Origin of the sequence: Sphingorhabdus lutea, assembly GCF_001889025.1 — a bacterium.
Classification (GTDB): domain Bacteria; phylum Pseudomonadota; class Alphaproteobacteria; order Sphingomonadales; family Sphingomonadaceae; genus Sphingorhabdus_B; species Sphingorhabdus_B lutea.
Map to the genome: position 1 here is coordinate 73,741 of NZ_CP018154.1, position 19,357 is coordinate 93,097.

The 19,357-nt window shown below is 46.5% G+C and carries 18 protein-coding genes and 1 tRNA gene; 7 read left to right on the forward strand and 12 right to left on the reverse strand.

Annotated elements, in window-relative coordinates; translation table 11 throughout:
- Positions 1-31 precede the first annotated feature (31 nt).
- Together LPB140_RS00410 and LPB140_RS00415 are read right to left on the reverse strand one after the other, a co-directional pair.
- Entirely contained in the window at positions 32-943 is a 912-nt protein-coding gene (locus LPB140_RS00410; protein WP_072560063.1) for an HpcH/HpaI aldolase/citrate lyase family protein, read from the reverse strand.
- Positions 944-964: 21 nt separating this feature from the next.
- Positions 965-1,420: an Lrp/AsnC family transcriptional regulator gene (locus tag LPB140_RS00415; protein ID WP_072558206.1), complete on the reverse strand. Its 456-nt coding sequence runs from the start codon at positions 1,418-1,420 to the stop codon at positions 965-967.
- 124 nt (positions 1,421-1,544) lie between these two features.
- Here LPB140_RS00415 and LPB140_RS00420 point away from each other — a divergent pair, with 124 nt between their 5' ends.
- The 3 genes from LPB140_RS00420 to eda all read left to right on the forward strand — a co-directional run bounded on the left by LPB140_RS00420 (position 1,545) and on the right by eda (position 3,718).
- The gene (locus LPB140_RS00420) at positions 1,545-1,790 is read left to right on the forward strand and encodes a DUF6356 family protein (protein ID WP_072558207.1); all 246 of its coding nucleotides are present in this window, start codon (positions 1,545-1,547) and stop codon (positions 1,788-1,790) included.
- Between the two features lie 216 nt (positions 1,791-2,006).
- Positions 2,007-2,894 carry a peroxide stress protein YaaA gene (gene yaaA / locus LPB140_RS00425; RefSeq protein WP_198024126.1) on the forward strand — a complete coding sequence of 296 codons (888 nt, stop codon included), beginning with the start codon at positions 2,007-2,009 and terminating at the stop codon, positions 2,892-2,894.
- 173 nt (positions 2,895-3,067) lie between these two features.
- A complete protein-coding gene (gene eda / locus LPB140_RS00430; protein ID WP_072560065.1) occupies positions 3,068-3,718 on the forward strand; it encodes a bifunctional 4-hydroxy-2-oxoglutarate aldolase/2-dehydro-3-deoxy-phosphogluconate aldolase in 651 nt (216 codons plus the stop codon).
- Between the two features lie 97 nt (positions 3,719-3,815).
- Here the strand turns inward: eda and nfsB are convergent, their stop codons facing one another.
- From nfsB to LPB140_RS00455, 5 genes are all read right to left on the reverse strand, one after another.
- Positions 3,816-4,505, reverse strand: coding sequence for an oxygen-insensitive NAD(P)H nitroreductase (nfsB, locus tag LPB140_RS00435; protein ID WP_232223420.1), 690 nt, complete (start codon positions 4,503-4,505; stop codon positions 3,816-3,818).
- Positions 4,506-4,647: 142 nt separating this feature from the next.
- A complete protein-coding gene (locus LPB140_RS00440) occupies positions 4,648-5,553 on the reverse strand; it encodes a LysR family transcriptional regulator (RefSeq protein WP_072558209.1) in 906 nt (301 codons plus the stop codon).
- 86 nt (positions 5,554-5,639) lie between these two features.
- Positions 5,640-6,062, reverse strand: coding sequence for an arsenate reductase (glutaredoxin) (gene arsC / locus LPB140_RS00445; protein ID WP_072558210.1), 423 nt, complete (start codon positions 6,060-6,062; stop codon positions 5,640-5,642).
- Entirely contained in the window at positions 6,059-7,129 is a 1,071-nt protein-coding gene (gene arsB / locus LPB140_RS00450; protein ID WP_335682196.1) for an ACR3 family arsenite efflux transporter, read from the reverse strand. Before arsB ends, arsC begins: the two co-directional genes overlap by 4 nt.
- Positions 7,130-7,138: 9 nt before the next feature.
- Positions 7,139-7,468 (reverse strand): ArsR/SmtB family transcription factor, encoded by a 330-nt coding sequence (locus LPB140_RS00455; protein ID WP_072558212.1) that lies wholly within the window; start codon positions 7,466-7,468, stop codon positions 7,139-7,141.
- Between the two features lie 190 nt (positions 7,469-7,658).
- On the opposite strand from LPB140_RS00455, the gene LPB140_RS00460 reads away from it, so the two are divergent.
- The 3 genes from LPB140_RS00460 to LPB140_RS00470 all read left to right on the forward strand — a co-directional run bounded on the left by LPB140_RS00460 (position 7,659) and on the right by LPB140_RS00470 (position 10,338).
- On the forward strand, positions 7,659-8,570 hold the full coding sequence (locus tag LPB140_RS00460; RefSeq protein ID WP_072558213.1) for a 2OG-Fe(II) oxygenase family protein: 912 nt from the start codon (positions 7,659-7,661) through the stop codon (positions 8,568-8,570).
- 59 nt (positions 8,571-8,629) lie between these two features.
- Entirely contained in the window at positions 8,630-9,427 is a 798-nt protein-coding gene (locus tag LPB140_RS00465; protein ID WP_072560066.1) for an SDR family NAD(P)-dependent oxidoreductase, read from the forward strand.
- Between the two features lie 65 nt (positions 9,428-9,492).
- A complete protein-coding gene (locus LPB140_RS00470) occupies positions 9,493-10,338 on the forward strand; it encodes an enoyl-CoA hydratase/isomerase family protein (RefSeq protein WP_072558214.1) in 846 nt (281 codons plus the stop codon).
- A 262-nt stretch (positions 10,339-10,600) separates the two neighbouring features.
- On the opposite strand, the gene LPB140_RS00475 is transcribed toward LPB140_RS00470, so the two are convergent.
- The 5 genes from LPB140_RS00475 to LPB140_RS00495 all read right to left on the reverse strand — a co-directional run bounded on the left by LPB140_RS00475 (position 10,601) and on the right by LPB140_RS00495 (position 17,524).
- Positions 10,601-10,675, reverse strand: a tRNA-Glu gene (locus LPB140_RS00475).
- Positions 10,676-10,812: 137 nt separating this feature from the next.
- Entirely contained in the window at positions 10,813-13,422 is a 2,610-nt protein-coding gene (locus LPB140_RS00480; RefSeq protein WP_072558215.1) for a nitrate reductase, read from the reverse strand.
- Positions 13,422-13,766, reverse strand: coding sequence for a nitrite reductase small subunit NirD (gene nirD / locus LPB140_RS00485; RefSeq protein ID WP_072560067.1), 345 nt, complete (start codon positions 13,764-13,766; stop codon positions 13,422-13,424). Before nirD ends, LPB140_RS00480 begins: the two co-directional genes overlap by 1 nt.
- 4 nt (positions 13,767-13,770) lie before the next feature.
- Positions 13,771-16,275, reverse strand: coding sequence for a nitrite reductase large subunit NirB (gene nirB / locus LPB140_RS00490; protein WP_072558216.1), 2,505 nt, complete (start codon positions 16,273-16,275; stop codon positions 13,771-13,773).
- Between the two features lie 37 nt (positions 16,276-16,312).
- Positions 16,313-17,524: a nitrate/nitrite transporter gene (locus tag LPB140_RS00495; RefSeq protein WP_072558217.1), complete on the reverse strand. Its 1,212-nt coding sequence runs from the start codon at positions 17,522-17,524 to the stop codon at positions 16,313-16,315.
- Positions 17,525-17,618: 94 nt separating this feature from the next.
- Between LPB140_RS00495 and LPB140_RS00500 the strand changes: the two genes are divergently transcribed.
- A complete protein-coding gene (locus LPB140_RS00500; RefSeq protein ID WP_072558218.1) occupies positions 17,619-19,304 on the forward strand; it encodes a bifunctional protein-serine/threonine kinase/phosphatase in 1,686 nt (561 codons plus the stop codon).
- The last annotated feature ends 53 nt before the right edge of the window (positions 19,305-19,357 follow it).

The following is a 19,357-nucleotide window of genomic DNA, read 5'->3' on the forward strand; positions in this document are numbered from 1 at the left end:
ATCCCCTCATATCCCCTTAAATAGCGCCCTTTCACCCATATATTTTGGCGATAATTTCGGATTTCAAAATCACCGATTTTGCCTGTTCCAAATGCAATAATTCAGTCATTTTGCCATTTACCTTTATCACACCCTGCCCTTTATTTTCGGGATCGGCAAAGGCATTTATAATCGCCTGTGCCTGTTTAATTTCATCTTCTTGTGGGCCAAAAATATCATTACATATTTCCAACTGCGATGGGTGGATGGCGGTTTTCCCATCAAAACCATATATCCGCCCCTGATGACATTCGGCGCGCAACCCATCAACATCGGCAATATCATTATACACACCGTCAATAATGTTCAGCCCATAGGCGCGGGCCGCCATCACGCTTTGCTGTAATGCGCCCTTAAACGCCGAACGTTTCGGGTTTGTGAGTGCGCGCATTTCCTTGGCTAGATCATTTATCCCCATCACAAATCCATAAAGACTGCTATTGGTCGCACATGCCGCAATTTGCCCAATATTTAACAATGCCATGGGCATTTCAATCATCGCCCAAATGCCTATATTGGCGGACGAATTGGCCGATTTTAATGCCGCCGATAATAATTTCTGCGCCGCATAAATATCCTGTGCGCATGTCACCTTGGGCAATAAAATGGCATCGGCATTGGTGCGGGCCGCCGCCTCTATATCCGCTGCACCCCACGGGCTGCTTAAATCATTGACCCTAATCACCACTTCCTTTGGCGACAGGTTGCTTTGGCCCAGCATATGGACAATATTGGACCGTGCCTCCATCTTTGCATTGGGCAGGACGGCATCTTCCAAATCAAAAATCACCACATCGGCGGTAAGCCCGCCCACTTTTTCCATGGCGCGCATATTCGCGCCCGGTACATATAGGCATGAACGGCGCGGGCGATGTTGTTGGAGGTTTAAATTATCAAATTGCATATCGGGCATATTTTCATTTCTTTATAAGGGAATGGCGGTTGTATATTTAATCTGTTCCATGGCAAAGGATGAGCTAACATCCCCCATTTGGGCGCTGCGTATCATCTTGCGATATATTCTGTCATAATCGGCTATGTCGGCACAAATAATTTTTAATAAATAATCCACATCGCCGCTCATCCGGTAAAATTCGGTTACTTCGGGAATGTCACGGATGATGGAGGAAAAATTTTCCAACCATTTTTCCTCATGCTGGTTGGTGCGCACCGACACAAAAACCGTTACGCCCAATCCCACTTTTTCCCGATCGACCAGCGCGACACGCCCCGTAATTATGCCAGCATCCTCCATTTTTTTTACCCGTTTCCAGCAGGGGGTTTGCGACATGCCCACCATTTCGGCAAGCCGCGCCAGCGCAATATTGCTGTCCTGTTGAATCACATTTAAAATTTTACGGTCGGTGTCGTCTAAATTCATTTATTCCTACTTTGCATGGAAATGGAGAATAATATTCTCTTTATATCGTAAATTAGAAGAAATGAAACCATGTTTTTCCTATCTTATTTGATATAATCACTACATAGAAAAGGAAATTTAACCCATGAATATTTTTACCGATCACCCCCATAAAGTTGGCGAAAGCTATAGCGAGCATTTGGTTATGGCCGGCGGTTTTGGCTGGACAATGTTTTGGGGCGGCCTGGCATGTATGGTTCATGCAATATTGCCATTTTTATTCGAAAAAACAGGCAGCGATATCATCCGCAAATTACATATGCGCATGGTCACCAAACGCGCCGATTTGATTAAGGCGGATAAGGATTATGAACTTGAATGGGTTATTTAACCTCCAATTTCATCCCATATCCAAAATTTGAAAAAAAATATTGGTAAATAAAGCTATCTATTTTAGGTGATAGCCGATATGCGCGCTATTGTTCCTATTGACTTGAAGCTTTGGGAATAGCCCCATTGGTTGCTTGCAACCAGTGGGGTTTCTTATTTCTGGACTGCATTTTCTTTGCTGCCCTATATTTTGCGAATAAAATTTCCAATACGCGATATGGTTGCAAATAGGCGCAATGTTCCTATCTATGATAATATAATTGGCCGCTATATTGCCCGATTTTTAAGTAGATTAGTTAAAAAGGAACGCCCCATTCTTACATTATTGTCGCCCGCCAAAAAATTAAATTTCTCGCCGGTTGAACGGGCCATTGAAATAAGCCAGCCGCAATTACAATCCGACATGCGCGCCATTGCCGCGGTGGCAAAGCAACAATCGGCGGCGGATTTGAAAAAATTAATGCATATCAGCGATAAATTGGCCGAGTTAAACGAAGAACGTTTTAAGGTGTTTAACCTAGACGGCAAAGGCAATGATGTAAAACCTGCCGGATTGGTTTTTGACGGCGATGTATATTGGGGGCTGGACGCGAAAAGCATGAATGATGATGCTTTATCCTATGCCCAAAATCATTTGCGGATATTATCCGGCCTATATGGCATATTACGGCCCATGGATGTGATACAGGCATATCGATTGGAAATGGGCACAAAAATGGCCAATCCACGCGGCGCAAATTTATATGATTTTTGGGGTGATATTATTGCCAAAAATTTAAATGATGCATTGGCATCGCATGATGAACAGGTCATCGTCAATTTGGCATCCAATGAATATTTTAAGGCGGTGGACCAAAATTCATTAAAGGCACGGGTCATTGGCGCAAATTTCCTGAACATTAAGGATGGGGAGGCCCGCGCTTTAATGTATCATGTAAAATTTGCCCGCGGCCTGATGGCCCGTTGGATAATGGAAAACCGCGTTGACCGCGCCGATGGATTGAAAGATTTTAACGCAGAAGGTTATCGTATCGATGTCAAATTATCCACGCCCGATATGTTGGTATTTTCGCGCAAACAACCCCCTGTTAAAAAATCAAAATAGATAAATGAAAACATATTTTTTTCACTTTGAAAAATAGATATTTACGGGCGTAAAAAAACATTGTCCCGCCCATGTTGCAAATATGATTTTGGATGATAAAAGCGTTACGAATACTTAAATTTTTGGCATAATTTATAATTATGCTGCTTTTTATGGACAGAAAAAGGAATAATATGTCTCAACAAGTTGAAACTGCGCTTAACGAAAAATTTCGCAGCGCCCCCATTGTCCCATTGATTGAGGCAAGCGACCCAAATGTGGCGGTTAAAACCGTCAATGCCTTGCAAGAAGGTGGATTGGAAGTTGTTGAGGTTGTGCTGCGCACTGATGCGGCATTGGAATGCATGTCAGCGATTATCAAGGAAACATCCGGCGTCATTGTGGGTGCAGGCACGGTATTAAACCTTGACCATGCAAAATCAGTGACGGATCGCGGCGCGCAATTTATTGTATCGCCTGGTTTGGTGGATGAGGTTGCACAATATTGCATGCAAAATGATATGACATTTTTTGGCGGCACCATGACAGCGGGAGAGGTGCAACGCGCCTATGCGCTTGGCCTGCGCAGCGTAAAATTCTTCCCCGCCAAATTGGCCGGCGGCGTGCCAATGTTAAAGGCATTTAGCTCGGTTTTCCGTGACATGCGTTTCATGCCCACGGGCGGCGTATCTGCGGAAAATTTATCTGAATTTTTGGCTTTACCATCGGTCATTGCATGCGGCGGCAGCTGGTTAACCCCGCCATCGGCGATTGAGGCAGGAAATTATGCCGAAATCACCAAATTAGCACGCGAGGCAATCGATATCGCCCGCACTGTTCGTTAAATTTATTTTCGATAAATATATTAAAAATGTGAAAAAGGCTCTGTCATTTATGTGACAGAGCCTTGCAGTTAATCACCAATAGATGGGAGGGGGAGCATCAAATTTCGGTGATTATTTCTGCCTCAGAAAGCCGAGATTTTGGCAATGCGGCGTTAAAATCATCAGCCGCGCGATACCCCAAAGACACAACGACAAGGGAACGAAAACCTTTTTCTTTAAGGCCGAATTCTGCATCCAAAATGCCAAGGTCAACGCCCTCCATCGGGGTTGCATCAATGCCCAATGCCGCCACACCCAACATGAATTGACCAATGTTGAGATAGGTTTGCGCCTGTGTCCACGCGTCTAAATCGCCCGCATCCTTATGCATATTCACAAACATGGAACGTGCGCCATGCATTTGTTCGCGCAGCATTTGCGGGTCTGCAACAAAACGATTATCATCTTCTTCTATTTTCAAAATATGCTGTAAATATTCCTCATCAATTTCATTGCGGGCGGCAAATACCACCACATGTGATGCATCAACAATTTTGGCGCGGTTAAAAATATATACGCCGTCCGTTGATTTGGCGATGCGCTCTTTACCCTCTTGGGTGCTGGCCAAAATAAAATGCCATGGCTGTGCATTGGTGCTGGATGGGCTGAAGCGTAATAATTCTCTTATCACCTGAACATCCACGTCATTTATACGGCGCGTAACATCATATGATTTTGTGGTGTAACGTGATTTTGCCGTAGTGACTATATCGTTCGCATTAGGTTTTAAGGGGCTCATCATGTTCATTTTTGTCTCCTGTGACATAATCTTCATGCCAATAAATGGCTTGATGCCGATATATTTTGTCTAGGTCACAAGTAAAACCATGCTGTTTCCGCAAAGAGTTTTCGTTTTTTCAATATAATGATGGCCAATATATAATATGCGCCTATGCCCGCCATGGCGGATTTCGGCCTATTTTTTCGACCAGAAAATCAATCAACACCCTGACTTTTGCGGTTAATACATTTGTTTTGGGATATACCAGCCATAATGCGCTATCATCATCAATATGCCATTGCGGCAGAATATGCAGCAATTCGCCGCTTTTCAGCGCCGCCATCACATTCCATTCGGCATGTGTGGATATGCCCAACCCCGCAATGGCGGCAAAGCGCATGCTGGCCCCATCGTCCATAACCACCCGGCAATTGCCCTCATGATAGGTGAAATTGGCGCGCTGTCCTGTCTTACTAATCAATTTTCTTGTCCGCATGGATTGGAATGCAAGCAAGTCATGCCCGTCCAATTCATCAGGACTCTGCGGCATGCCGCGCCGCGCCACATAATCGGGCGATGCGCATAATATCCCTTTTATATCCGCCAATTTTCGGACCTTTAAGCTGCTATCATCCAACGCGCTATTGCGTAAGGCCAAATCAAAACTGCCCTCTAATAAATCAAATGGCGTATCGGACAGGCGCAGGTCCAACCGTAAACCAGGATGTCGGGCAAGAAATTCGGGCAAGATGGGCGCAAGATATAATTGGGCAAAGCTGCTAGTCGCAGCGAACCTTATCGTGCCCTCCACCTGCGCCTTGCCATGTCCCAAAGCCGCCAAGGCGGCATCACGCTGCGCCAATATTTCACGCGCAAATGGCAAAAACTCCTGCCCCTCAATGGAAATGGAAACCTTGCGTGTTGACCGGTGGAGAAGCTCTGCCCCCACTTCATGTTCCAATTTGGCAAGCCACGCACTGGCCACCGCCGGCGCAATCCCCAAATCGCGTCCGGCCGCGCTGATATTCAATTTATCAGCCGCCTTTACAAATAAGCGCAAACTATCCAAATCCATCGATTATGTCCCATTTGATTATTATGGGGATAGAAATTACCTATTTATATCCTTTTTACAATATATGATATGTTGGGGATTATCACCTATCCCACGCGATTGCCCTGTGCGTCTATCAATAATGTGCCATCTTCTTTTGCCATCGGGCCGGGCGGCAATTTGTTCAATAGGTCAAGCACTGCCTCACTTGGCCGGCACAGCCGCACGCCCTTGGGCGAGCTTACAATCGGGCGATTAACCAAAATTGGATGTTCGACCATCGCATCCAAAATTGCTTCGCTGCTAATATCAGGGGCAAGCAACCCCAATTCATCTGCGGGAGATTTTGTGGTTCGCAATGCACTATGCGGTGTTAAATTTGCAGCCGCAAATAAGGCAATCAGCTGCGGCTTTGTCCATCCTGTTTTCAGATATTCGATTATGATCGGTGTATCGCCTGATGCCGTTATCATGGCAAGTACATTGCGCGATGTGCCGCAATCTGGATTATGATGTATCACTATGCTCATATTATATCCTTCTCAACCGGGAACCAGTTTTTTGTCCTATTGGCAAAGGCAACCAGTGATAGCATCACCGGCACCTCAACCAACACGCCGACCACCGTTGCCAATGCCGCGCCCGAACCCAGCCCAAATAAGCTAATCGCGACAGCGACCGCCAATTCAAAGAAATTAGATGTTCCTATTAAGGCACAGGGCGCTGCAATGTTAAAGGGTATGCGCCATGCACGCGCCGCGCCATAGGCGATGAAGAAAATTGCATAGGATTGAATAATTAAAGGAACAGCAATAAGCGCGATGATAAGTGGGCGGTTAAAAATAACCTCACCCTGAAAGCCGAAAAGCAAAATCACCGTCATCAATAACCCAATGATTGAAAATGGTTGCACGCGGGCCTTGAATTTATTGACGGCTTCCTCTCCGCCATGGCGGACCAATTTGCGGCGGGTATAATATCCGGCCAATAATGGCAAAATGACATATAAAGCGACCGAGAATAATAATGTGTCCCATGGGATGACAATGGATGTCATATTTAACAATAATGCCACAATGGGGGCGAAGGCGAAAATCATGATAATATCATTCACGCTCACCTGCACCAATGTATAGGTTGCATCCCCCTTTGTTAGGTTTGACCAGATAAATACCATGGCAGTGCAAGGCGCAGCGCCCAGTAAAATGGCGCCGGCAACATATTGCTCTGCTTCACCAACAGGAATATAGTCCGCAAATATATAATGAAAGAAAAGCACCGCCAACGCCGCCATGGTAAATGGTTTTATCATCCAATTGACCAATATCGTGATGACCAACCCCTTGGGCCTTTCACCAACTTTGCGTATTGCACCAAAATCCACACCAACCATCATGGGAAATACCATCGCCCAAATTAACAAGGCCACTGGTAAATTAACCGATGCCACCTCTAAAGCAGCAAGCATGGCAAATATTTTAGGGAATAAATTTCCCAATATTAACCCCGCGCCAATGGCCAGCGCCACCCAAATAGAAAGCCATCTTTCAAAAACCCCTAAACCCGCCGGAGCACAAGACACATCATCATTCATCATTATTTCCAATCAAGAACAGGCAATTTCATCGATTACCGGTTGGCAAAGCTCCGCACGGCCGCCACAGCAATCTTCCATTAAAAATGCCAATAGGCCGCTAACCCCATCCATATCGGCATAATAACGAATTGTTCTGCCCTGTCGTTCATTTCGGATCAGGCCCGATTGCGTTAAAATAGACAGGTTGGTGGACATGGTATTTTGCCGAACATTTAATTGTTCTGAAATATCCCCTGCCAATAAACCATCGCCCCCCGCGCGGACCAGCAAGCGAAAAACGTCCAACCTTGTTGGCTGGCTTAACGCTGCAAAGGCGGTGAGTGCATCATTCTTATCCATATATCTAGATGTAAAGATATATTATATGGCGTCAACAAGAAATTTATAATCAGCCAAGCCCTTTTTATGAGGATTATACATAAAATCTATATTCTGAATAATAAAATACATCATTTATATATAAAATAAATTTAATATATTTGGGAATAAGAATGAAACACAAGCAGATATATGATGAAAGGCACAAATAATGACGATCATGTTGGAACAAGCCCGCAATATCATCCGTCCGACCAGAGAAGCAATGCTGCAAAGGGCGCCATCAGTCCATCATTTTTGGAACGAAAATAAAATGATGTTCAAAGAAGCATGGGCCGAGTGGGAAGATAATGACGGTCATGAGGGCATCATGTTGGACAGCACATTATACGCACCTGAAATGCGCCATGCGGTTGAACAAAGCTGGGAAGATCCGGCAAAGGAAATATCGGTCAAAGATCTGTGGCATGAGATATTCCCCAATGTGTATAAAGCCCAATTTTTTGACCCAAAGAAACTGCATATTTTGAGGAATTATCTGCAGCTTGCCGCCAATGCAGATATTCCTATCCGCCCACCCTATGGCATTGTCCTAAATCGAGGGGGTGCAATGCTGGACCCACGATCCGAGGGATATTTGGCAGCGCCTATATTTCAATCATTTTACCAACAGCTAATGGATTATTATATGCGGCCAATTTCCCGTTTATTATTTCCTGACATTTATGGATATGACAGCCAAACATTTGGTTTCTCCATACAATGGCAGGCGGGCAAAGATGTTGATTTACGCGCACATAGCGACGCCTCCAGCGTGACACTGAATATCAATCTAAACCTGCCGGGCGAGAAATATTCCGGATCGGCAGTGCGATTTATGGACCCCAAAAGCCGCAGAGTTGAAAGCCTGAGCTTTGAACCTGGTACAGCCTTAATCCATCATGGCAAAGTCCCCCATGCGTCCGAACCAATTACAGAGGGGGAACGCCATAATTTTGTGCTATGGCTATATGGTGAACATGGCCAAACGCCTTATCAACATGGCGAAGAATCTGACCGCGTCAGCGCACAGAAAAGATGGACATTACCCCAAATATCGCCCCAAAATTACGCCCCATTTTAAACTATTGGCCAGACTATATCGGCCACATCTCCATAAATATCTATAAAAAAGGATATAAAATGACAAAAACAATTTTGATAACAGGTGCAACCGACGGCATCGGTCTTGAAACCGCAAAAATGATAGCGCCGCTGGGGCATAATATTTTACTGCATGGACGCAATTCCGCTAGGCTGTCCGAGATTGCAAAAATAATCTCCTCCATAAATGGCGCGGGAAAGATAAAAACATATTGCGCCGATCTATCGGTCCTTGATGAGGTTAAAATACTTGCCCAAAAAGTAAAAAGCGATGTCACTATGCTTGACGTGCTGATAAACAATGCGGGACTATTCAATACGCCTAACCCGTTGACCCATGATGGATATGATGCTCGATTCATTGTCAATGTCGTCGCTCCTTATTTATTGACCACATCATTATTGCCCATTTTTAACACGGCCAGCCGTGTCATCAACCTGTCATCAGCCGCGCAGGCCCCCGTTAATATTGATGGCTTTTTAAACAAAGAAAATTTCTCGCACAGCGATGCCTATGCACAAAGTAAGCTTGCCCTGACCATGTGGTCAATTGAAATGGCAAAGGAGCTAGACACAAATGGTCCCATAATTATCGCTGTTAATCCCGCCTCCTTTTTGGGGAGCAAAATGGTACGTGAAGCCTATGGCCAAAGTGGACATGATTTAAAAATTGGTGCCGATATTCTGACCCGCGCGGCGCTAAGCGATGCTTTTGCCAATGCCTCTGGCCAATATTATGACAATGATCGCAAATCTTTTGCCTCACCGCATCCTGATGCGCTTCATTCATCAAAAAATAAACGCGTGATGGAGGCTATTGAAAGCCTAATCAAATAATTCACAGCCAATCCCTCCACCCCCATTTACAGTTGAATAAACATGTTAATTACAAGGAATTATCAATGAAATATGAAGGATTCACAACATTTAAAGTTGAACAAGATGAAGCGATTATGACGGTAACTTTTGATTTTGGTAGCGTCAATGTTCAAGGCCAGGAAATGCTGTCTGATTTGAATAGCTTGGCCATGCGATTGGAACGCGACCGAGAGACAAAAGTTGTCATTTTCCAATCTGCTAACCCCGAAATCTGGGTATGTCATTATGATACTGAACTATTAAAAGACATGTCGGACGAAGCTGTATCGCGAGAAGATGCACAACTTTTAGACCTTCAGCTTGTCTGCGAGCGCATTAGTAAAGTACCGCAAGCCACGATAGCCAAATTGGAAGGATTTGCCCGTGGCGGCGGGCATGAATTGGCCTTGGCCCTAGACATGCGATTTGCAGCGCGTGGCAAATATAAATTTATGCAGATGGAAGTTGGCATGGGAATTTTACCTTGCGGCGGCGGTGCTTCGCGTATGGCCCGCCAAACTGGCCTTGGTAAAGCGTTAGAAATCATCCTTAGCGCACAAGATTATGACGCCGATGATGCAGAACGATTGGGTACTATAAACAAAGCACTAAATCCTGATGAAATTGGCGAATATGTTAATAATTTAGCCAAACGCATTTCCCAATTTCCAGCTGAATCCATCAATGCCTGTAAACAAATGGTTTATGAAAGCATTGACCAGCCGATTAAAGAAGCATTGAAATCAGAGGCCTATTGGCTTTATCAAGCGACCAGCAAAACACCAGCATTAAAACGGTTTCAAATTGCCGATGAACAGGGCCTTGAACATGATATTGCAAACCAACGCAATTGGAGCAATTTGGTCATGGATGTTCAAAACATCAACTAAATTTATTTTTATATTACTGGCAAATGAAACTCGGCCCTTATCGAAGGGGCCGGGTTTTAAAACATGTCGCGGAAATGGATTTCCGTCATATATAAAATTTATAAATAATTTCGTATATTTACATCAAAACAGGTTTTTTTAATCATAAGTGCATAAGGTGCACAGAGATTTTACAGATGCTATGATAAAAGCCATAAACAAATATCAATTCATATAGCAACATGTGCAATTTAAAAATTTGAGGAGAAAGACCATTTAGTAATGGTGACCCCTACGGGAATCGAACCCGTGTTTCAGCCGTGAAAGGGCCGCGTCCTAACCGCTAGACGAAGGGGCCATCTAAATACCGAAGAAACGGTATTATGTGGTGAGACGCGCTAGTAAAAAGAAACAAAGCATTGGTCAAGCCTGTTCTTGCCAATATCGAAAAAATATTGCTCATATTATGATTTCAAGGCCATATTTGCCATTTTATCAGCCATAATTGGATATTATTTTCGTAATTGCAGGCCGGCAACTGCCGCAATTTGTGCCCGCGCGTAAATTTTGACCGATTAAATCCAAATTATTCCATTGGTGATTCACCACCCCATTGGTGATTTCTTTTTCACCAATATTGTAACAAACACAAATAATTGCGCCCTTATCGGGCCCTTTTACCCGTGGTCGGGCGGCCAATATTTCCATCGAATCGGCAAGATCATCATTTTCAAGCTGTTCAGCAATCCACACACGCGGCGGCAGAAAGCCGCAGGATGAGATAAATATAGCCGATTGTAATCGCCCTGCCTCGTCAATGATCGCCACACGCCGCGACCCATTATGATGATCCACCGCCTCGATCCGGTTTTCTTGTGGCATGATTTGGTCGATATTTATCGGCGCATCAGAGGATATTTCAGTAAGCCAACCACCCTTTATCCGCGATGAAATGGCATAGATGAACGTGCCCATATCTGGTTTTTCACGGCTGATTAAAAATGCCTGCCATGTACGATTTATTTTTTCGATTTTGGCAGGGCTGTTTTTATATGCGGGTTGATGCGATAATGGATCAAATAATTGCGCGGGCAGCATATTGGCCAATCCCCCCTTGCCCATTTGCTCTGTCCAATGCATGGGCACAAAAATATCGCCCTTTCGCTGGGCGTCATTAACCTGCACCTTAAATATAGCAGCCCCTGATTCAGTGCTTATCCTTGCCAAATCGCCATCAGACAGGCGATATTTTTTTGCATCATCACCATGGATTTCCACCAATGGTTCGGCGCGGTGCCGCGACAGAGTGGGGCTTAACCCCGTTCGGGTCATGCTGTGCCATTGATCGCGGTATCGCCCCGTATTTAAAGATAAGGGATAATCGGGATTGGCGGCGACGGACGCGGCGATATCGATATTTATTAACCGTGCCTTGCCATCTTTATGCGTATATTTTCCATCGGCAAAGGGGGATGCGCCGCCCCATTTGGTGGGGTGCCAATTTTCATATTCAATATCGCTTATGCCAGCCCATTGGCCAAGGTTTAATTTGCGTTTTCCATCATTGCGAAATGCGGTTTGCGCGGCATATTCGCGGAAAATTTGCGCGGCATTATCATATGAGAACGCCCCCTCATGACCCAATGCTATGCCAAGCTGGGCCATGGCCCACCAATCGGCCTTTGCCTGACCTGGAGGCGGAAATAGGGCGCGTTGGCGGCTCATCACCCGCTCTGAATTGGTGACCATGCCGGCCTTTTCCCCCCATGCAAGGGCGGGCAATTTCACATGGGCATATTGGGCGGTGTCAGTATGTTCAATACAATCACTGACCACCAAAAATTCACATTTTGCCAGCGCCTCCCGCACAAAAGAAGAATCTGGCATCGACATGGCGGGATTTGTGCCCATGACCCATAAAGCCTTTATCCGTCCATCATGCACCGCGCGGAACATATCCACCGCCTTTAACCCCGGCGCGGTTGCAATGGTCGGGCTTTGCCAAAAATCCTGCGCGTCTTTACATTCCTCTGGCGAAAATCCCATATGCACCGCCAATGTGGAGGCAAGGCCGCCTACTTCGCGCCCGCCCATGGCATTTGGCTGTCCGGTCATGCTGAACGGGCCCATGCCTGCCTGACCTATTCGGCCCATGGCAAGGTGCAGGTTGATAATGGCATTGCCCTTATCCACGCCGATTTTTGACTGGTTAATCCCCATGGAAAATAATGTCACCATTTTGGGATATTGCGCGACCATATCGGTCAATTTGGCAAAATCATCGGGGTCAATGTCGCAAGCGGAAATATCTCCATCCAAATTGTCCCAAAACCCATCGGGTGTGTTCACATTATTATCAAGATATTCGTTATTTATTATGCCGCGCTGCTGCATTTGATATAATAAAGCACCAAATAATGCCGCATCACCATCGGCGCATATGGGAATATGTAAATCAGCACAATCTGCCGTTTCGGTTCTACGCGGGTCAATAACCACCAATTTTGCGCCATTTTTCGCGCGGGCTGCCTCTATCCTTTGCCAGATAACCGGATGACACCATGCGGTATTTGACCCCACCAATATTATCAGCTCCGCCGCTTCCAAATCATCATAGCTGACGGGGACGACATCTTCACCAAAGGCACGATTATGTGCGACAACTGCACTTGCCATGCATAAACGGCTATTGGTATCAATATTGGATGAGCCGATAAACCCCTTCATCAATTTATTGGCGAGATAATAATCCTCAATCAAAATTTGACCAGACACATAAAATGCCACACTATCCGGCCCATATTTTTCAATTGCTTGGCCGAATTTTTCACCCATTAAGCAAAGGGCCGCATCCCAGCCTATGTCCTGCCAATCATCCTGCTTATCAAAATTGTTCTGCCCATTATTTTGGCGTAATTTAGGGTGAAGCAAACGGCCATCCATGCCGACCGTTTCGCCCACATGTGTCCCCTTGGAACATAGGCGGCCAAAATTTGCAGGATGAGCGTCGTCCCCCTTTATTTCAACCTTGCGATCGCCAGTAATGACGGCATTTATGCCGCATCCAACCCCGCAATAGGGACAGGTGGTTTTAATATTGCTCATTATTCGCTTGGTTCAGTATCGCCGTTTAACAGGATAAAAATTTTATCCTCCACTATTTTGGTTTTAATTGTCGGGGTGCATCCCTTATCCTCGCCAAGGACAAGTCCCGTTTCCAAACTAATCCGCCAATTATGCAATGGGCAAGTCACCACATGGCCATGGACAATCCCTTGGCTTAACGGCCCTTGTTTATGCGGACATGTGTTTTCAAGTGCAAAAATACGGTCATCCAATGTCCGAAACACGCCAATATCATTGCCGCTTTTACGGGCGATTGTACGTGCACCTTGTCGCGGAATGTCGGACAAAGTGCCAATTTCAATCCAATTTTCTGTGTCAATCATCATATCAATCCAATTCGGCCAATAATGGGGCGTGCAAATGGGCATCCTCGCCCTTTGCGCGTTTTTCCCACGGGTCATGTTGGGCAAAATTTTGGCTATAGTAAAAACGCTGTGCCAAATCTGCGCGGTAATTTTCATCATCGACAATCACCGATTTGATGAAATCTAACCCGACACGTTCCACCCATGGGGCGGTGCGTTCCAAATAATATGCATCTTCGCGGTAAAATTGCACAAAGGCGGCAGCATATTCCAATGCCTCTTTTTCCGTGGTGACTTTGCAAAGCAAATCGGTGCCGCGCAAATGAATGCCGCCATTGCCACCAATATGCAGTTCATATCCGCTATCCACACATATAACGCCAAAATCCTTTATCGTCGCCTCGGCACAATTGCGCGGGCAACCCGACACCGCCATTTTGAATTTATGCGGCATCCAACTGGCCCAGCTTAACCGTTCCAATTTTATGCCAAGACCCGTGCTGTCCTGCGTTCCAAATCGGCACCATTCGCTGCCCACACATGTTTTAACCGTGCGCAGGCTTTTGCCATATGCATGGCCAGACACCATGCCTGCGGCGTTTAAATCCGCCCAAATGGATGGCAAATCTTCTTTTTTAATACCAAAAATATCCAATCTTTGGCCGCCCGTCACCTTTACCATACCGGCATTATATTTTTCCGCCGCATCGGCAATGGCGCGTAATTCCTTTGGATTGGTTACCCCGCCCCACATGCGCGGCACGACCGAATATGTGCCATCTTTTTGAATATTGGCGTGCAAACGTTCGTTCACAAAACGTGATTGCTGGTCATCCACATATTTGCCGGGCAAGGCGCAAAGCAGATAATAATTTAATGCGGGGCGACATGATGAACAACCATCGGGCGTGCTCCAATGTAATTCCTGCATCACATGGGGGATGTTTTGCAAATTTTTGTCCAAAATTAATTTGCGTACTTCACCATGGGTGAAGCTGGTGCATTTACACATGGGTTTTTGCACGCGCGACCCGTCAAACTCATCGCCCAATGTTATGGCAAGCAGGCTTTCCACCAAATTGGTGCATTGCCCGCAACTGGCCGAAGCCTTGCATGTGGCGCGCACCGCATCCAAATCATGCGATCCGGCATTGATGCATGAAACAACCTGCCCCTTTGAAACGCCGTTACAGCCGCAAATTTCCGCATCATCGGAAAGCGCCGCAACGGCGGCATTAGGGTCCGTTTGCGCCCCTCCAGACGCAAAGGCTTGGCCAAAAATTAAGGCTTCCCTTATCTCGCTAATATCTTCTTCTTTTTTTAACAGATCAAAATACCAGCTGCCATCGGCGGTATCGCCATATAATACCGCGCCGATTATTTTATTATCCTGCACGATAACACGTTTATATATCCCCCGCGCGGCATCGCGCATGACAATATCTTCGCATCCATCACCACCGGAAAAATCACCTGCGCTAAATAAATTTATGCCCGATACTTTTAATTTGGTTGATGTAACCGAACCTTGATAACCAGATGATGTTTCTTCACCCGCCAAAGGCGCGGCATTGGCTGCCAAAATCCGGCACATATCCCATAATGGCGCGACAAGGCCATAGCATATGCCCCTATGCTGTACACATTCGCCCACCGCCCAAATGGCGGGGTCGCTGGTCACCATATGATCATTGACAATGATGCCGCGTTCAACCTCTATTCCCGCTTCATGGGCCAGTTTGACATTGGGACGTATCCCCACGGCCATGACCACAATGTCGGCGGCGATGACCGTCCCATCGGACAGCTGCACCGCCTCTACCTTGCCATCACCGCCATCCAAAATGCTGGCAGTATTGGCCTCTGTCAAAATGCTTTGCCCACGGCTTTCCAATTCGCTTTTAAGCAGGAAACCGGCGGCTTCATCCAATTGGCGTTCCATCAAAGTCGGCATTAAATGAATAACGGTCACATCCATGCCGCGCAGGTTCAGGCCATGTGCAGCCTCCAACCCCAATAATCCGCCGCCAATGACCACGGCCTTACCGCCCCCACTTTTCGCACCCTTTTCGGCCGCCGCCAACATTTTATCAACATCGTCCAGGTCACGAAATGTCACCACCCCATCCAAATCATGGCCAGGAACAGGGATGATGAAGGGGTCGGACCCTGTGGCAATTAACAATCGATCATATGGGGTGACAAGACCCGATGCGCTGACCAAATTTTTGGCCTCTCGGTCAATTTTGACAATGGCATCACCGCTGATTAAATTTATGCCATTATCCTCATACCATGCCAAATCATTGATAATAATATCTTCAAATTTCTTATCCCCCGCCAAAACAGGGGATAACATGATACGGTCATAATTAACACGTGGCTCTGCACCAAAAATGGTAATGCTGAAACGGTTGGCGTCCCTTTTTAAAATTTCTTCAACCGCGCGGCACCCCGCCATGCCATTGCCAATAACGACAAGGCGTTCCTTGCCCGTAATATTAACCGAATTCGGAATCATGACCATATTATTTCCTTTGATAAAATGTGGTGGGCAATCATGATTAAATTGCCACGCCTTGAATGGCTGCGCCCCATGTGGTGCGCCATTTTTTCTTAATGCTGGTAAGTCCTACCAAAGCGATAAGGGCAATGGCCGCAAAAATCACAAAACCATATTGCGGGCTGCCCATATATTGTTTGGCAATGCCAAGCGATGATGCCAGATAAAATCCGCCAATGCCGCCGCCAAATCCGACAAGGCCGGTCATCACGCCAATTTCATTGCGGAAACGTTGTGGGACAAGTTGGAAAACCGCGCCATTGCCCATGCCCAATGCGGCCATTACAGTGAAAAATAATGCAAATGCGACAATGAAATTGCTTGGCCCTGTGCTGATGATAAGCAATAAAATCGCGCTTAACGCATAAACATAGCTTAATGTTTTAATGCCGCCAACACGGTCGGCAAAGGCGCCGCCAATCGGGCGAACCAATGAACCGGCAAACACACATGCCGCAGTGCAATATCCCGCCTGAACCGGGGTAATGCCAAATTGATCGGTAAACCAGATGCTAAGGCTTGCCGCCAAGCCAACAAAGCCGCCAAATGTAACCCCGTAAAATAGGATGAACCACCATGCATCGCCCTCTTTCAACACATTTGCATATTCAGAAAATGATTTTGGCGCGGGTTGATTTGGGCTATCTTTTGCAAAGATTAAATAGACTACAAACGCAATGGCGAGCGGAATACAGGCAAGGCCCAGCACCGCATTCCAACCAAATAATTTGGCCAAAATTGGCGCGAACAGGGCGGCAAATACGGTGCCGCTATTGCCCATGCCCGCAATACCCATTGCTTTGCCCTGATGCTCTGGCGGATACCAGCGGCTGGCCAGTGGCAGCGCAACGGCAAATGATGCGCCCGCAAAGCCCAAAATAACGCCCAGCGCCAATGTTCCATTAAAGCTATCTACACCGTTTAGATATGCCGTCATCAATCCGGCAATAACGATAATTTGCCCAATTGCGCCGGTTGCTTTTGGCCCGATACGGTCGACCAACACCCCGTTGACCAAACGTAAAATCGCGCCCGCCAATGTTGGCACAGCAACCATCAATCCCTTTTCAACATCAGATAGTGCCAAATCCTTGGCAATAATTGGTGCCAATGGGCCAAGCAACACCCACACCATGAAGGCAATGTCAAAATATAAAAAAGCAGCGAATAATGTCGGTTTATGACCAACCTGCCAAAATGAGGATCCAGACATAGCATTTTTCCTTTCAATGAAGATTATTACTTGACGAAACTTGAAAAATTTTTTCCCATCGCGCGTATACGCACGAGGCAAAGGAAATTTTTTGATGCAAAAGGGTGAACTGCAATTGGCCATTGGATGCGCCTCTGAACAGGGGCGCAGAGCCGATAATCAGGACTTTGCCGGTTGTTATTTGGGCAGCCCACGTGAACGAATAAGCCATGGCATGATAGCCGCATTGGCCGATGGCGTTGGCGGCGCAAAGGCAGGCCGAATGGCGGCCGAATTGTGCGCCCGCTCCCTTATCGACGGATTTTACAGCCAACCCGAAACCATCGGTGTTGCCATGGCGGCGCAAAATATTTTGGCCCCCTATAATCGTTGGCTGCACAGCATGGGCAAAACCCCCGAAATGGCGCATGCGGCCACCACTTTTACCAGTTTTATTTTGAAGGGACGCAAGGCCCATGCCCTGCATGTGGGGGACAGCCGCGCATGGCATTTTCGGGGTGGTAATTTGGTGCAATTGACCCATGATCACTGCCTGCCCCATCCCGACCAACAACATATTTTGTTTCGCGCCATTGGTATTGAGGAAAGGCTGAGATTGGACCATCATGACATTGCTTTGATGGAACATGACCGTTTGTTGTTGACCAGTGATGGGGTTCATGGCGCATTGACCGACAAACAAATTTCCAAATATTTGGCCAGCCGAGGCGCGGCGCAAAATGATGCCGAAAAATTGGTCGAAGCCGCCATAGAGGCGGGTAGTCAGGATAATTGCAGCGCCATCATTATCGATATTATCGCCCTGCCCAATGTCAACCATGATAGTATTGCAGGAGATATTGCCAAATTGCCCATTTTGCCCCCGCCAAATGAAGGGGAAAGTGTCGATGGATTTTTGTTGGAAAAAATGTTGAGTGATGGCCGATATACCCGTTTGTTCCGCGCGACGGACAACCAAAATGGACAGGAAATTGTCCTGAAATTTCCCAAACCTGCTTTGCTGAGCGAACATGGTGCGCGAATTTCCTTTGCACGCGAAATTTTGGTCGCCAGCCATGTCAACAGCCCCTTTGTTGGCGGCGCGATTATGCTGGACCCGCACCGTCAAAGCAGGCTTTACGGCGCACAACCATTTTATGATGGAATGACGCTGGAGGAACGGTTGAAACGTCCCATTTCCCTTGAAAATTCCCTTGATATTGCCATAAAATTGACCCGCGCGGTTGCCGCATTGCATCGGTTGGATATTATCCACCGCGACATAAAACCGGAAAATGTCATTTTGACCCAGGATGGTGGGTTGAAATTGATTGATTTGGGGGTGGCCCGCCTGCCCAAAATGGAGGAGTTTATCGGCAATGAAATACCCGGAACGCCCACTTATTTGGCGCCCGAAATGTATGCCGGAAATGCGGGCGATGCCGCCACTGACCAATTCGCTTTGGGTGTCACCTTGTGGCAATTGTTCGTCGGACGCGAACCCTTTGGAAAAAAAGAGGCATTTTCCCGCCCGCAATTTGTAAAGCCTGAACCAGCCAGCCGATATAGGCCGGATGTGCCGGCATGGTTGGACGCGGCGTTGATGCAATCTATTGCCATTTCGCCCAAGGACCGATTTGACGATATTGTCGATTTGCTGCGCGCATTGGAAGGCGGCGCGGCGGTGGCCCGTATTCGGTTGGAGCCGGTGCCGTTGATTGAACGCAACCCGATTTTGCTGTGGCAAATTTTGTGCCTGATGCTGTTTATCGCGTTGATATGCTCTCTTATCCTGCGATAATTTTGCTCCAAAAGATGGCAATGAAAATGGCAAAGGAAAAGGCGTATGATACT